Source organism: Actinoplanes sp. NPDC051861 (assembly GCF_040681145.1).
Taxonomy (GTDB): domain Bacteria; phylum Actinomycetota; class Actinomycetes; order Mycobacteriales; family Micromonosporaceae; genus Actinoplanes.
Map to the genome: position 1 here is coordinate 12,391 of NZ_JBFAYE010000009.1, position 13,000 is coordinate 25,390.

Annotated in this window: 15 protein-coding genes; 5 read left to right on the forward strand and 10 right to left on the reverse strand. The window is 68.5% G+C overall.

Features of this window, described 5'->3' with window-relative positions; translation table 11 throughout:
* Positions 1 to 12 precede the first annotated feature (12 nt).
* Positions 13 to 1,254, reverse strand: a complete 1,242-nt coding sequence (locus tag AB0M02_RS23690) for a HAMP domain-containing sensor histidine kinase (RefSeq protein ID WP_364230036.1) — start codon at positions 1,252 to 1,254, stop codon at positions 13 to 15.
* Positions 1,251 to 1,934 carry a response regulator transcription factor gene (locus AB0M02_RS23695; protein ID WP_364230038.1) on the reverse strand — a complete coding sequence of 228 codons (684 nt, stop codon included), beginning with the start codon at positions 1,932 to 1,934 and terminating at the stop codon, positions 1,251 to 1,253. The genes AB0M02_RS23690 and AB0M02_RS23695 overlap by 4 nt, the downstream gene beginning before the upstream one ends.
* A 104-nt stretch (positions 1,935 to 2,038) precedes the next feature.
* On the opposite strand from AB0M02_RS23695, the gene AB0M02_RS23700 reads away from it, so the two are divergent.
* On the forward strand, positions 2,039 to 2,599 hold the full coding sequence (locus tag AB0M02_RS23700) for a hypothetical protein (RefSeq protein ID WP_364230040.1): 561 nt from the start codon (positions 2,039 to 2,041) through the stop codon (positions 2,597 to 2,599).
* A 36-nt stretch (positions 2,600 to 2,635) separates the two neighbouring features.
* Here the strand turns inward: AB0M02_RS23700 and AB0M02_RS23705 are convergent, their stop codons facing one another.
* Complete coding sequence (locus AB0M02_RS23705) at positions 2,636 to 3,268, reverse strand: GTPase domain-containing protein (RefSeq protein ID WP_364230042.1); 633 nt, start codon at positions 3,266 to 3,268, stop codon at positions 2,636 to 2,638.
* Between the two features lie 286 nt (positions 3,269 to 3,554).
* On the opposite strand from AB0M02_RS23705, the gene AB0M02_RS23710 reads away from it, so the two are divergent.
* Both AB0M02_RS23710 and AB0M02_RS23715 read left to right on the forward strand, forming a co-directional pair.
* Positions 3,555 to 4,703 carry a hypothetical protein gene (locus AB0M02_RS23710; RefSeq protein WP_364230043.1) on the forward strand — a complete coding sequence of 383 codons (1,149 nt, stop codon included), beginning with the start codon at positions 3,555 to 3,557 and terminating at the stop codon, positions 4,701 to 4,703.
* Between the two features lie 116 nt (positions 4,704 to 4,819).
* Positions 4,820 to 5,272, forward strand: coding sequence for a hypothetical protein (locus tag AB0M02_RS23715; RefSeq protein WP_364230044.1), 453 nt, complete (start codon positions 4,820 to 4,822; stop codon positions 5,270 to 5,272).
* Here the strand turns inward: AB0M02_RS23715 and AB0M02_RS23720 are convergent.
* From AB0M02_RS23720 to AB0M02_RS23740, 5 genes are read right to left on the reverse strand one after another with little or no spacing between them, the layout of a single operon-like run.
* Complete coding sequence (locus AB0M02_RS23720; RefSeq protein WP_364230046.1) at positions 5,253 to 6,119, reverse strand: ABC transporter permease subunit; 867 nt, start codon at positions 6,117 to 6,119, stop codon at positions 5,253 to 5,255. The genes AB0M02_RS23715 and AB0M02_RS23720 overlap by 20 nt on opposite strands.
* On the reverse strand, positions 6,116 to 7,003 hold the full coding sequence (locus AB0M02_RS23725; protein ID WP_364230048.1) for an ABC transporter permease subunit: 888 nt from the start codon (positions 7,001 to 7,003) through the stop codon (positions 6,116 to 6,118). Before AB0M02_RS23725 ends, AB0M02_RS23720 begins: the two co-directional genes overlap by 4 nt.
* Entirely contained in the window at positions 7,000 to 8,046 is a 1,047-nt protein-coding gene (locus AB0M02_RS23730) for an ABC transporter ATP-binding protein (RefSeq protein WP_364230050.1), read from the reverse strand. Before AB0M02_RS23730 ends, AB0M02_RS23725 begins: the two co-directional genes overlap by 4 nt.
* Positions 8,043 to 9,245, reverse strand: a complete 1,203-nt coding sequence (locus AB0M02_RS23735) for an extracellular solute-binding protein (protein WP_364230052.1) — start codon at positions 9,243 to 9,245, stop codon at positions 8,043 to 8,045. The genes AB0M02_RS23730 and AB0M02_RS23735 overlap by 4 nt, the downstream gene beginning before the upstream one ends.
* A gap of 11 nt (positions 9,246 to 9,256) precedes the next feature.
* The gene (locus tag AB0M02_RS23740) at positions 9,257 to 10,240 is read right to left on the reverse strand and encodes a LacI family DNA-binding transcriptional regulator (RefSeq protein ID WP_364230054.1); all 984 of its coding nucleotides are present in this window, start codon (positions 10,238 to 10,240) and stop codon (positions 9,257 to 9,259) included.
* Between the two features lie 348 nt (positions 10,241 to 10,588).
* Here AB0M02_RS23740 and AB0M02_RS23745 point away from each other — a divergent pair, with 348 nt between their 5' ends.
* On the forward strand, positions 10,589 to 10,798 hold the full coding sequence (locus AB0M02_RS23745) for a DUF397 domain-containing protein (RefSeq protein ID WP_364230056.1): 210 nt from the start codon (positions 10,589 to 10,591) through the stop codon (positions 10,796 to 10,798).
* Positions 10,799 to 10,819: 21 nt separating this feature from the next.
* Here AB0M02_RS23745 and AB0M02_RS23750 read toward each other — a convergent pair whose 3' ends face one another.
* Positions 10,820 to 11,686 carry a helix-turn-helix transcriptional regulator gene (locus tag AB0M02_RS23750; protein WP_364230057.1) on the reverse strand — a complete coding sequence of 289 codons (867 nt, stop codon included), beginning with the start codon at positions 11,684 to 11,686 and terminating at the stop codon, positions 10,820 to 10,822.
* A gap of 434 nt (positions 11,687 to 12,120) precedes the next feature.
* Between AB0M02_RS23750 and AB0M02_RS23755 the strand changes: the two genes are divergently transcribed.
* Positions 12,121 to 12,729, forward strand: a complete 609-nt coding sequence (locus tag AB0M02_RS23755) for a hypothetical protein (RefSeq protein WP_364230058.1) — start codon at positions 12,121 to 12,123, stop codon at positions 12,727 to 12,729.
* On the opposite strand, the gene AB0M02_RS23760 is transcribed toward AB0M02_RS23755, so the two are convergent.
* On the reverse strand, positions 12,645 to 12,956 hold the full coding sequence (locus AB0M02_RS23760) for a hypothetical protein (protein ID WP_364230060.1): 312 nt from the start codon (positions 12,954 to 12,956) through the stop codon (positions 12,645 to 12,647). The genes AB0M02_RS23755 and AB0M02_RS23760 overlap by 85 nt on opposite strands.
* Between the last annotated feature and the right edge of the window lie 44 nt (positions 12,957 to 13,000).

Consider the following 13,000-nt stretch of genomic DNA (forward strand, 5'->3'; position numbering starts at 1 on the left):
TGCGCTGACCTGTCAGGAGGTGGGGAGACGCAACCGGACCACGGCGCCGCCCCCCGGGGCGCCGGTGATCTCGAACCGGGTGGCGATCCGGCGGGCGATGTCGAGGCCCAGCCCGGTGGACCCGCCCGCCGACGCGCCCCGGCGAGCCGCGGACGGGGCGAACCCCGGGCCCGCGTCGGCGATCTCCAGGACGCCGTCCGTGCTGAGGGTCACCGAGAGGGCGGTCCCGTCGGGCGTGTGCGCGAACACGTTCCCCAGCAGCGCGTCCAGGGCCGCCGCCAGATCCTCGCCCGAGACCGCCACCGGTACGGGCTCCGCTTCCGGCGGGAGGGCACGCGACAGCGCCCGCCCGGTGTCCTCGGCCAGCACAGCCCAGAACGCGACCCGGTCCCGCACCACGGCCGCCGCGTCGCACGACGCCACGGCCGGCGCCACGTCCCTGCGGCGCGCCTGCTGGATTACCGCGGTGACAGCGCGCGCGACCTGATCAGCAGCGGACGCGACGCGCGCGGATTCCTCCGGATCCCGGAGTGATTCGGCCTCCAGGCGCAGCGCCGTCAGCGGCGTCCGCAGCCGATGCGAGAGATCAGCGATCTGTTCCCGCTCGGCGGCGAGTAACTCCTGGATGCGGCTGGCCAAATGGTTGAGCGCGCCCGCCACCTCCCGCAGCTCGCGCGGGCCGGACGGATCGGCGCGGGCCGTCAACTCCGCCCCGGCCAGGCGATGTGACACCTCGGAGAGCTGGGTGATCGGCGCCGTGATCGTGCGGGCCAGGCGGTCGGCGACGAGCAGGCCGAGCAGCACGAGGGCCAGGCCGAGGGCGGCGAGGGTGAGCCAGGCGCGGGTCACGCCGCGGGTCAGCTCGGCGTCGGTGACGACGGTGCGCACCACGGTGGTACCGCCGGCGCCGAGGACGGGGACGGCGACTTCCTGACCATCATCGGTCACCACGGTCAGGGCGCGTCCGCTTTCCGCGGCGAGGCGGACCGCGGCGGTGGGCGCGGCGGGCGTGCCGAGCACGCTTTCGTCGGGCAGAAAAACCGTCACGGGTACGGGCTGAGCCGTCACCGCCAACCGTAATGCCGTCACGTCCCCCGCCCCGGCGACCGGCACGATGGTCTGCACCACGTCGTCCGCGCGGCTCAGCGCCCGGTCCTCGGCCACCTGCCGCACCAGGACCGCGAGCGGCACGAGGAAGGCCAGCAGCACGAGCAGCGTCGTCCCGGCCACCAGCAGCGTGAGGCGCTGTCTCATGCCGGCTCGCTCAGACGTACGCCGACGCCCCGCACCGTGTGCAGATAACGCGGCTCCTGAGCGGTCTCGCCCAGTTTGCGGCGCAGCCAGGAGAGGTGGACGTCGACCGTCTTGTCGGCGCCTCCGTACGGGACCTGCCACACCTCGCTCAGCAGCTCCCGCTTCGTCACCACCTGGCCGGGCCGCTGGGCGAGATGGTGCAGCAGGTCGAACTCGCGCGGGCTGAGCTCGACCTCGGCGCCGTCGAGCGTGACGGTACGCGCGGCCGGATCGATCCGCAGACCGCCCACATTCAGCTCCGGCGCCTGCCCAGCCGTGTCCGCCCCGCGCCGCAGTACCGCACGGACACGCGCGTCGAGCTGGGCCGCGGTGAACGGCTTCACCACGTAGTCGTCGGCGCCCGCGTCCAGGAGCCGTACCATCTCGGTCTCCTCGTCCCGGGCGGTGGCCACGATTACCGGCGTCCGGCTGACCGCCCGCAGCATCCGCAACAGCTCGCGCCCGTCGAGGTCGGGCAGGCCCAGGTCGAGGACGATCAGGTCGGGGCGCTCGGCGAGGGCGGTCTGCAGGCCCTCCATGGCGGCACCGGCGGCGGCCACCGCGTGGCCGCGTTCGCGGAGAGCCCGCAGCAGGTTGTTGCGGATCGCGGGGTCGTCCTCGATGAGCAGCAGTCGGGCCACGTGCTGCACGTTATCCGGGGTCAGGGCCGTCCCGGTAAGTTCTTAACCGTCCCTTATCCCTGCCGGGTGCTCGCCTTAGCGCGCCCCGCCCCATAGTTGACGGTGTGCGAATCTTCGACCGCCGACCGCTGCTGATCATCGCGGGCTGGCTGCTCGCGGCCGCGCTCGCGGTGGCCGTCGGCGTCGTGGGCATCGGCCTCGTCGGCGCCGGCCTGACCTCCCGCCAGGGCGCCCCGATCACCGAGACCCAGGCCGAACGCGAACTCACCGCCCTCCGCGCCTCAGCCCAGGCCGCCGCCGCGCCCGGCACCGCCACCAGCCGCGGCCCCGGCGAAAGCGCCGGCCCAGGCGGCGACCCGGGCGCCGGATCGAGCGCGGGCCCAGGTGTCGGGTCGAGTGCCGGCCCGGGATCCACGCCCTCCGGGTCATCGAACGCCACCGTTGGGAACGCGAGCAAGTCCTTCCCCACCCGTGGCGGCACCGTGGTCGCGGACTGCTCCCGCATCATCTCGATGTCCCCGGCCCAGGGCTTCGCCGTCCACGAGCAGGACGACGACGAGGGCGAGTTCCGCTCGTCGACCGACCCGCACGACCGCATCGAGGTCGACCTGGAGTGCGTCGCCGGGCTCCCGGAATTGCGCGTCCAGGCGAAGATCGAGGACTGAGGCCCGCGCCAGGCCGGTGACGGGGTCACCGGCCGCTCACCGGGACAGGTTGCGCGCCGTCTCGAAGAGGATGGAGTCCACCCATTTGGTGTGGCTGGGGTTCTCCACCATCGAGCATCGCCGGAAGGTTGCCTCGACGAGGCGGGGACCACGCGCGGCGCGAAGGTGCCGGTCGAGGATGGCCCGGCATTCCTGGCCGACGTCAGAAACGCGGTCGTCCTTGACGAGGTCAGCCTTGTTGATCGCGACGGTGAGCGACCTGAGCCTGTTGTGGTCCCGGGCAGCGTTGGCCCAGCGCTGGTCCAGCCGGCCGATGAAGTGCTCGAGCCAGGTGGCGGTGGCCATCGGGTCGCCCGCCCTGTGCAGCGGCGCCGATGCGTCGAGCACGATGACGATCGCATGCGGGTTGATGTCGAAGACAGGCTCCGACTGATCGGGAAGTAGGCCGGGGAGATCAACGAGATTTCTGACGATCATCTCGAGATTGCGCCGTTCGCCGATGGCGACATCGAATCGCCCGCTGGCCGAGGCGGAATACGTGGTCGGCGTTTCGTGGGCGTGTTCGAACGCTCCGTAGTGCAGGTAGTCGGCGAACGTCGTCTTTCCCGATCGCGCCGGCCCGGCAACCGTGATGGTTCGCCCATTGATCATCGATCGGAGCAGCCTCATTCCGGCCGGGGCCCCTCGTTCCACAACCAATCGTGCCGCTGCTACCGCCGGCCCGATCTCAGAACCAGTCATTCCGTCCTCGCAAATTGATCAGCGGTAGGTCTGCCGGCGTCACCGGGGAGTTCGGGAAATGAGCCCTCGAGGTGACTGCAAATCACGCTAGAGGCCGTCAGGTGGGGCATCCAGCGGGAGTTGTCCACCAACGGTGGACAACTCGGCTGTGGACGGCCGCAGGTCCACTCGGCGTGGATCCGCCGGTCCTCGAGCGGCGCGTACATTGGCCGCCATGGTTGAGGACGACGACGTCGACGACGTCAGCGCAGTGAATCTTGAAGAATTGGAAGGCCGGGTCATGGGTGCCGCCGTCCGGCACGCCAACTCCGCCTCTCTGGCGTGGCCCTACGCCGCCGAGTCGCACGACTCAGCCGATTTTGCCGTGCGCCGGGCAATTGTCCAGGCCGCCGGCGGAGCAAGATTCACCATCGAGGAGCCGATATTCGGCAACGCCGACCCGGAGTACTCGTTGTTGATGGTCAGGTCCGCGATCAAGGTCAAGGAATCGGCCGAGAAGACCCTGAATCAATTGGTTGCCGAGGCCAAGCGGGCCGGTGCCACGTGGCAGGACATCGGAGACGCCATGGGCACGGGCAAGACGGCCGCGCAGAAACGTTTCGGCGCTTCGGTCCCCAGCAACCGAGATCTCGAGGTGGAGATCCTCCGAGGCGCCATGGCGCGCGGGGCGATCGCGGGCTGGTCGGGATTTCTGGACCCGCCGGAGGACGAAGAGGGCGACCCGTCCCCCATGTACATGCTCTATTTCTCCTTTCAGAGGCTGCTGCGGCTGTTCATGCAGATCGAGGATTATGGTGCGAAGGTTTCGGAGATAATCGAGGAGTACGACCTCGACTACCGCAAGGGGCTCGACGTCGGGATGCGCGACAAGCTCGTGTCGATCTATGTGAGCCTGCGTGACGCCTGCCGTCTTCTCGTGCGGGAGGACGTGATGAGATCCGCGCAGATAGATCTCGATGACGGCCGCGGCGGGGCATCCGACCTCTCCGTCCACGTCCACCTCTGCAAGGCGACGGTGGACGCCCTGATCGCCCGCAGGTACCTGGAGATCGCGCTCAAGAATTTCTACCGCGATCTGGAGCCCTTCGCTGACAGCCTCATCGAGGCGGGCAGAAGCATGCAGTCCTGCGCCCAGATACTCTTCCTGCCCCAATGCCAGCAGTTCCTCGGAGTGATCAAGCAGACGCTCATGGACAACGACGAGTGGTTCGAGTCCGAGAAGACGAGCCACGAGGACCCTGACGTGATCGCTGAGCGGAGCCAGCGGTTGTGGCGCGCCTACTACCGCAACGACGAACAGGCGTTGAAGGAGATCGCCGAGGAGCTCAAGCTCTGGCGAAACCGGGGCGAGGAGTCGGCCTGACAAGGGCTGGCACCATGAACCACACGATGATCGTGACCAAGCGGGCGGCGAGCGATGTACACCCGAGAGGAACGGCGATGTTCGCGACGCGTACGAAAAAAGGGTTTTTGTCCTTGATGGTGGTCGCTGTCGTGGCCGGGGTGGTCTGGTTCGTGCTGCGGCCCGGTGCGGAACCGATCCCGGCCGGGCAGGCGCGTGACCTGGCCGCGCGCGTCACCCCGATGATCGAGCAGAAGCTGACTGCGGAGTGGCTCGGCGGCGCGGCCGGTCAGCGGGTGGCCTGTGCTGTGCGGCCGTTCGGCGTCGAGCCGCGTGAGGGTGAGGCCGAGACGGCCTATGTGTGGACGCTCTGCGCCACGCTCGGCACCGAGGTCCGCTCGGAGTCGTCGGTTCCGATGGCGGTGCACCTGGACACCGGGAGCATCGAGGCGCCCAGCGAGGGTGGATACGGTGAGCAGATCGAGCGGATCTTCCCCGAGCGGCTGCACGACGAAGCCACCGGTACCGAGCTCGTCGCCGGGCTGGACGCGGTCCTGGAGCAGCGGATTCTCAGTCTGGATCGTCCCTGACCCGGGCCACCAGCTGCGTCGGGTTGACGAATCGCAGCGCCACCACCAGCAGAACGAGCATCATCGCGCAGTAGATGACGGCCATCGCGTCGACCGACTGCTGTGCGCGGATGCCGGCCGCTGACATCGAGTAGAACAGCGCCACCACCAGCGTCTGCGAGTCCGGGCCGGCGGTCAGGAACGTCAGCTCGAACATGCCGACCGTGCGGACCACGACCAGGATCGCGGACGCGAGGATGCCGGGGATCAGCAGCGGGGCGAGAATGCGCAAGAACACGTGACGGGTACGGGCACCGTGCACCCGGGCCGCACGCTCGACAGCCGGGTCGATCTGCTCGATGAACGGTGTCATCGTGAGGATCACGAACGGGATCGACGGGACCAGGTTGGCCAGCACGACACCGGAGAGGTGACCCGCGAGGCCGTATTTGTAGAGCACCGTCGCCAGCGGGATGCCGTAGGTGATCGGCGGCATCAGGATCGGCAGCAGGAACAGCAGGAACAGGATCCGGTTGCCGGGGAAAGCACGACGGGCCAGAACGTACGCGGCGGGCACTCCGACCAGGACCGAGATGCCGGCCACGAGCAGGCAGACGACGAGCGTGACCGTGAGTACGGGAAGCAGCGTGAAGTCGTCCCAGGCCTGGCCGTACCACTGGGTGGTGTACGCCTCCGGCAGCCACGAGTCGAACCAGCGCAGCCCGAACGAGTTGACCACGACCGAGCCGATGACGCCCGCCAGGCCGAGGAAGAAGATGACGACCGCGCCCCAGACGAGCCAGGCCGCGGGGCTGGCGACGATGGCGCGGCGGGGGCGGGCGGCGGCGCGTGGGGAGTCGAGATTCATCCCTTTCCTCCCGCTGTGGAGCCGGTGTAGAGCAGAGATCGCAACCCCAGGACGATCGCGATCACGATCAGCTCGACGAGGCCCATGATGATCGCCGCGGCCGACGCGGCGGCGTAGTCGTAGCGCACGTAGGCCGCCTCGTAGGCGGCGATCGAGATGACCCGGGTGGTTCCGGACGGGTCGCCGACCAGGATCGCCGACGGGAACACGCTGAACGCGAGCACGAACGTCAGGCAGAACGTGGTGGCCAGCCCGGGTGCCAGCAGCGGCAGGGTGATCCGGAAGAACCGCTGCCGCCAGCCCGCGCCGAGGGTGGCGGCGGCCCGTTCCAGGCTCGGGTCGATCCCGGACAGGTACGAGAGAACGAGCAGGAACGCGAACGGGAAGCCGGTGATCACCAGGGAGAGGAACACTCCCCAGTAGTTGTTGGTGAGGCGTACCGGGGTGTCGGTCAGGCCGGTCGTGAGCAGGAAACGGTTGAACCAGCCGGCCGGGCCGAGGAAGTTGAGCAGCCCTTCGGCGGTGAGCACGGTGCCCAGGGTGATCGGCACGACGAGGACCGTGGTGAGGACGCGTTTGCCGCGGAACCGGCCGCGCATCCGGTACGCGATCGGCACCGAGGCCAGGACGTTGAGCAGTGCGGCGGGCAGCGCGATGTACAGCGTGGTCGCGATCGTGTCGCGCTGGTAGGCGTCGGTGAAGAACGCCTGGTACGCGGCGAGCACCCCACCCTCGGCGGGCTGCAGGGAGACGGCCAGGCCGTAGCCGAACGGGTAGATGAACAGCGCGACGACGAAGACGGTGGCCGGGACGAGCAGGAGCATCTGGGTGTCGACGCCGCGCTCGGCCAGGCGGTGGCGCAGCGCCACTGTCGAGGCGGTCACGGTGCGTCCCCCGGGAAGATCAGCAGATGCTCGGACGGGAACCCGATCCGCACCTTGTCGCCGGGTGCCAGGCGCTGGCCGGTGCGCAGGTGGATGACCAGACCGGCGGAAGTGCGCACCTCCGCGGTGAACTCGCGACCCTGGTACTCGACGACCTCGACGGTCGCCTCCAGGTCGCCGGTCAGCGTGACGTCCTCGGGGCGGATGCCGGCCACGACCCGGGACCCGTCGCTGACCTCGCCGACGACGGTGCCGTTCAGGCGTACCCCCAAAGAATCGAGCGTTGCGGAAGCCGCTCCGGAAGCGTGACCCGGCAGCAGATTGCGGAAGCCCATGAAATCGGCGACGTGCCGGTTGGCGGGACGCGCGTGCACCTCCTCCGGGCTGCCGATCTGCTGCACGCGCCCGGACCGCAGCAGCACCAGGCGGTCCGCGAGTGACAGCGCCTCCTCCTGGTCGTGCGTGACATAGACCGTGGTCAGGCCGAGTGTCTGGTGCAGCCGGCGGATCTCGGTGCGCATCTCCAGGCGCAGCTTCGCGTCGAGGTTGGAGAGCGGCTCGTCCATCAGCACCAGCGACGGCTCCACCACGATCGCGCGGGCGATCGCCACCCGCTGCTGCTGCCCGCCGGAGAGCTGACCGGGCAGCTTCGTGGCGTGTTCCTCGAGGTGGACGAGACGGATCGCCTCGGCGGTGCGGCTGCGTGCCTCGGAACGCGCGACTTTGCGCATCTGCAGACCGAAAGAGACGTTTTTCTGGACGGACATGTGCGGGAACAGCGCGTAATTTTGGAACACCATGCCGAACCCGCGTTTTTCGACAGGCAGCGTGTCCAGGCGTTCGCCGTCGCGCCAGATGCTGCCGCCGGTCAGCGGGAGCAGGCCGGCGAGGCAGTTCAGCGCGGTGGACTTGCCGCAGCCGGACGGGCCCAGCAGGGCGATGAACTCGCCCCGCCGGATCTCCAGGTTCAGGTCCACCAGGGCGTCCGCACCGGCGAACCGGCGGGTGACACCGTCCAGGCGGAGGGTCTCGAAGCGGGTCACTTCTTCACCTTCGAGCCGCCGATCTCCCGGTCCCAGCGGTCGAACGCGGCGACCAGGTCCTTCGCGTCCAGCGGCACCTCGGTGGGGTTGTCGGCGATGAGCTGCTCGTACTCGGGGCGGCCGAACTCGGCGAGCGCGGCCTGGCTGTCGGCGGGCGCCATCGACAGCGGCACGTCCTTGATCGCCGGGCCGGGGTAGAAGTAGCCCTTGTCGTACGCCTTGGCCTGCTGCTCCGGGGTGAGCATCCAGTTGAGCAGGGAGAGCACGGCGGCCTGCTTGTCGGTCGACGTGCCCTTCGGTACGACGCCGTAGTGCGCGTCGGTCACCCAGTGGAACCCCTCGAGGGTGCCGGTCTTCGCCTCCTTGGGGACGGTGCCGAGAACCCGCGGGTTGATGTCCCAGCCGGTGGTCGAGGCGATGATCTTCGCGGAGCCGTTGGCCAGGTTCTTCATCGTGTCGGTGGTGCCGGACGGGTAGAGCGTGATGTAGGCGTCGAGCTCCTTCAGGTACGCCCACGTCTTTGACCAGCCGTTGACCGGGTCCTTCGGGTTCGTGTCGCCGAGCAGGTAGGGCAGGCCCATCAGGAAGGTGCGGCCGGGGCCCGAGTTGGAGGGGCGGGCGTACTGGACGGCGCCGGGGTTCGCTTTCGCGTACGCAAGAAGCTCTTCGGTGTTCTTCGGGGGTGTCGGCACGTTCTTGGGCAGATATTCGATCAGCGGCCCGGAGGGGTAGTAGGTGACCGTGACGCCGAAGTCGCCGGCGAGCTTCTGCATGGCGGCGGCACCCGGAAGATAGTTCTGCATGCCGGTCAGCCGTGCGGCGTGGGTGGGCAGCAGTTGTGCCCAGAGTTGCTGGTCGATGCCGCCGGCCAGGCCGTCCACACCGGTCAGGACGAGGTCGATGTCGACTCGGCCCGCGTCCTGCTGAGCTTTGACCTTGCCGACGAGTTCCGGGGCGGTGGCCTTGGTGTAAGTAGCCTTCTCCACTACATCCGGATTTTTCGCAATAAAGTCGTCTATCATGCCCTGGGTCAGCTGGAGGTTGCCCGCTACGTCCAGGACGTTGAGGGTCACCGGCTTCGTCGGCTTGCCGGGCACGGGGCCGCTGTCGGACACTTCGGATTTTTCCGGTGGGGAGCAGGCGCTGACCAGGGCGACTGCGGCACCGAGAGTGAGGAACTGGCGTCTGCTGGACGGCATGGTGGACTCCTTCAATCGTGGAGCGGGCCGGTGGAACCGCGCACTATCAACTGCGTGGGGAGAACGCGCCGGGCGGGCCGTTCCTGCTCGGCGGCCATCGACTCCAGGAGCAGCTCCACGGCGGCCCGGCCGATCTGCTCCTTGGCGATGGCGACGGTGGTCAGGCCGGGATGGACGAGCCCGGCCAGCAGGATGTCGTCGAAGCCGATCACGCTGATCCGCTCCGGCACGGCGATGCCCCGGGCGGCGAAACGGTTGAACAGGCCGAGGGCGATCAGGTCGTTGTAGGCGATCACGGCGGTGGCCGGCGACGCGACGACCAGGTCGGCGACGGCGGTGCCGCCCTCGACTGTCGGCGCGGTGTTGCCGGCCTCGATCAGGTCCATGTCGTGTGCCGCGGTGGCGCTGCGCAGGCCGCGCAGCCGGTCCCGGTTCGACCACGAGGTCCGGGGCCCCGCGACGTACGCGATCCGGCGGTGCCCGAGCGCGTGCAGATGCGCCACCGCCTGGCGCATCCCGTCCGCGCTGTCCGCGGTCACCGACGGGAACGGGGTGATCCGCCGGTTCAGCACCACGATCGGCGCCTGCCCGGCAAACGCTTTCAGCTCGTCGTCAGAAGCGCGCGGCGAGCAGAGCAGGAACCCGTCGACCTGCTTGGTGAGCGCCCGGATCAGCGGCACCTCGAGCGCCGGGTCCTCGTCGGTGTCGCTCAGGAACACCGCGTAGTCGGCCCGGCGCGCCTGCGTCTGGATCGCCTTCACCACGGACGGGAAGAACGGGTTGGCCAGATCCGGCAGGACCACGCCGATGTTCCCGGTGCGGCCGGTGATCAGGCTGCGCGCGGCCCGGTTCGGGTAGTAGCCGAGGTCGCGGGCGGCGGTCTCGACCCGCTCCCGCGTCTCCGGGCGCACCTGGTCGGGATTGGCCAGCGCCCGGCAGACCGAGGACTGCGAAACCCCGGCCAGCCGTGCCACATCCTTGATCGTCACCGTCATGGCCACTGATCTTTCGACGCACATCGATGGATGCTGGCCAGTCTGGAATCGTTTCCGGAATATTGTCAAGCGATGATGATCAATGGCTTTAGTTGATCTTCACGTCCGGGTGGACGGTATTGTCGCAGTTCGGGCGGCGCGTTGATGACGTGGCGTACGCGTGTGGTAGCGGAGGCGGTACTGCCATGGCAGAATCAGACCGGTCAATAGCAGCGACTGGTTTGTCGCACACCGGAAGGCCGGCCAGTGAGCGACGTGCTCAGCTGACCTTGGCGCCGCCGAACTCGACGTCGCTGTCGCAGGAACCTGACTGGCTCGCGCGGCGGCTTCTGGAGGCGGGGAGAAGCAGTGACTGACTCAAGCTGGTCCGACGCTGTCTGGCGCAAGAGCTCGCGAAGTGTCGGCGGCGGCGAATGCGTGGAAGTGGCCGTCAAGGGTGGTGAGGTGGCCGTTCGGGACTCCAAGAGTCCCGATGGTCCTATGCTGATCTTCTCGCTCGTGGCTTGGCGATCTTTTATCGAATGGATCGCGGAGGAGGGCGAAGGATCGCGTCCGTGATCCTTCGCCGCCCTGCCACGATCAATTCATTTCTTTGATCACCGAGTTCAGGAACTCGTTCAGTGCTGAGCGGGCAATGGCAGCCGACTCCAGCTGGTAGAACTCATCCTTGTAGTTGGCGATGACCTCGCTGGACTCCCGCGTCGCGCGGGTGCCCAGGAAGAGCAGCTCGTCATCCTCCGGGTCGGGGAACTCGAGGAGGGTGAACGACCCCTGCATTCCGAAATGGAGTCCGTGCCGGAACGGCAGGATCTGGATGCTGAACCGCGGATTCTCGTTCACCGCCTGGAGATGTTTCAGCTGTCGCACCATGATCCGTGCATCGCCCGGTGTGGCGCCCACCCAGCGGCGGACGACAGCCTCGTCCAGGATGAAGAACATCTCCGGCGCGTCTTCGCGGTCGAGGATGCTTTGCCGCTGCATGCGGGCGTCTGTCTGGCGTTCGACGTCTCGCTCGGTCAGGTCTTTGGTGGCGAAGGCCTGGTTGACGGTACGTGCGTACTCCTCGGTCTGCAGCAGGCCGGGCACCAGAAGTGGTTCCGTCCGCCGCAGCAACGACGCTGAACTCTCGTAGCTCAGGTATGCCATGAACTCCGGGTACAGCACGTCGCGGTACTGACTCCAGGTCTGCTGCCGGCGGCCCTGCTGTGCCATCGCGATGAACGTGGTGATCGTCTCCGGATCCGCGATTCCGTAATGATCGAGAAGTGCGCGTAGGTCGGTCTGGGAGATGCCGACCTGGCCGTTCTCGATGCGGAGCAGTTTGGACGGGGACCAGCCGAGTTCGTCCGCAACCTGTTTCTGAGTCAGTCTCGCTTCTGATCTTGCCCGCCGAAGTTCCACCCTCAAGCGGCGCCGCTGCACAGTCGGGTCCGTCTGCTGCTCCATGTCTAAATAGTCCCTCGTCTGGGAAGCGAAAAGTCCGATTGGTATTGATATCGGCTGCGTTAGTTGCAGATGGTGAGTGTCAAGCTGCTACATGCAGTCGGGGAGTAGCAAACAGGAAGTGCCCGACGTACTGTAGCAACAGGCAGTCAGACTGCTACGTGCAACCCGCTACCTGCAAGCAGCGACACACTGATTGCGGCCTCCCCTTGAGGTTAGTTCTCGACCCGGGTGGAAACCGCACGAAAATGGAACTTCTGGTCGGCCAGACCCCCACTCGACGCCGGCAGCGGTTCCGCGAGGTGCCCAGCATCAAGATCCGGAGCGCGCGCGTGTCCAGGACGCCACCACCCGAGCGAGATCCGAGGCCCGCGGCTGACAGCACGCCGCGGGTTCCCGCGCGCAGATCCGGCCGGCGCCAGCTGGCGGCGGAGAGAATGCTCCCGGCTCGGCGACTCACCAGTCGCCGAGCCGTCGTCGATCAGGCCCGGACCTCGCCGCCCGCACCCGAGCAGCAGCCCGCGGGCTGGCGCGCGATTCCGGTTCGTGCGCCGGCCGCACGACCCACCCTGCCCTCGCCGCGCGGCCCGGCCGCCCTCGTGACCGTCCTCGACTTCATGGAACGTGCGACCGCCCGCGCCACCTCGCTCGGCCAGCTGCTGGTCGTGTTCACCTGTTACGGCATGTTCCTGCTCGTTCTGCCGGTGGCCGGCGCGGCCTACGTCGCCGGCCGGCTCCTCGGTGTCGCCTCCTGGCCGGGCATGGCGTCGGTCGGCCTGCTGGCGACCGCCGGCGGTAGCGCCCTCTTCGTGCGCCGCTGGCAGCAGAACGTACCCGCCGGCCCGGCCCCCGGCGGCGCACCCGCCGAGACCAACCCCGCGGCCGGCGCGCCCACCGGGATCAACGCCGCGATCGCCGGGATCAACCCCGCGGCCGGCGCACCCGCCGAGATCAACCCCGGTCAGGAGATGCGGTTGTCCGAGGCGACCGCCGCCGGCGATCCGGTGGCCGGCGATCCGGAGGGCCGCGTGTCCGGCGATGGCTGAAGGGCCCGGGTGACGAGCCGGGCGACCACCGGCTGTGCGGCCCAGGCGCCCAGTGTCGAACCGATCACGGCGCTGGCACAGACGATCGCCACCGCCCAGGCGCCCGGCGCGTCGCTCAGCGTCCGGATGGCGACCGCCGACAGAAGCAGCGCCGTCGCCGCCAGGGTGCCGGCCACGGTGAGGCCGACCAGAGTGATGAGCGTCAGGGAAATCCGGCGGTCCGGCACGAATATCACCCCCTCGCACCTGCGATTCAACTAGCCGGTGCGGC

Coding starts and splice junctions, on each gene's coding strand:
- AB0M02_RS23690 (WP_364230036.1), bottom strand. CDS start 1,254: ATGAGACAGCGCCTCACGCTGCTGGTGGCCGGGACGACGCTGCTCGTG.
- AB0M02_RS23705 (WP_364230042.1), bottom strand. CDS start 3,268: ATGAGGCTGCTCCGATCGATGATCAATGGGCGAACCATCACGGTTGCC.
- AB0M02_RS23710 (WP_364230043.1), top strand. CDS start 3,555: ATGGTTGAGGACGACGACGTCGACGACGTCAGCGCAGTGAATCTTGAA.
- AB0M02_RS23715 (WP_364230044.1), top strand. CDS start 4,820: ATGGTGGTCGCTGTCGTGGCCGGGGTGGTCTGGTTCGTGCTGCGGCCC.
- AB0M02_RS23720 (WP_364230046.1), bottom strand. CDS start 6,119: ATGAATCTCGACTCCCCACGCGCCGCCGCCCGCCCCCGCCGCGCCATC.
- AB0M02_RS23735 (WP_364230052.1), bottom strand. CDS start 9,245: ATGCCGTCCAGCAGACGCCAGTTCCTCACTCTCGGTGCCGCAGTCGCC.
- AB0M02_RS23740 (WP_364230054.1), bottom strand. CDS start 10,240: ATGACGGTGACGATCAAGGATGTGGCACGGCTGGCCGGGGTTTCGCAG.
- AB0M02_RS23750 (WP_364230057.1), bottom strand. CDS start 11,686: ATGGAGCAGCAGACGGACCCGACTGTGCAGCGGCGCCGCTTGAGGGTG.
- AB0M02_RS23755 (WP_364230058.1), top strand. CDS start 12,121: ATGCTCCCGGCTCGGCGACTCACCAGTCGCCGAGCCGTCGTCGATCAG.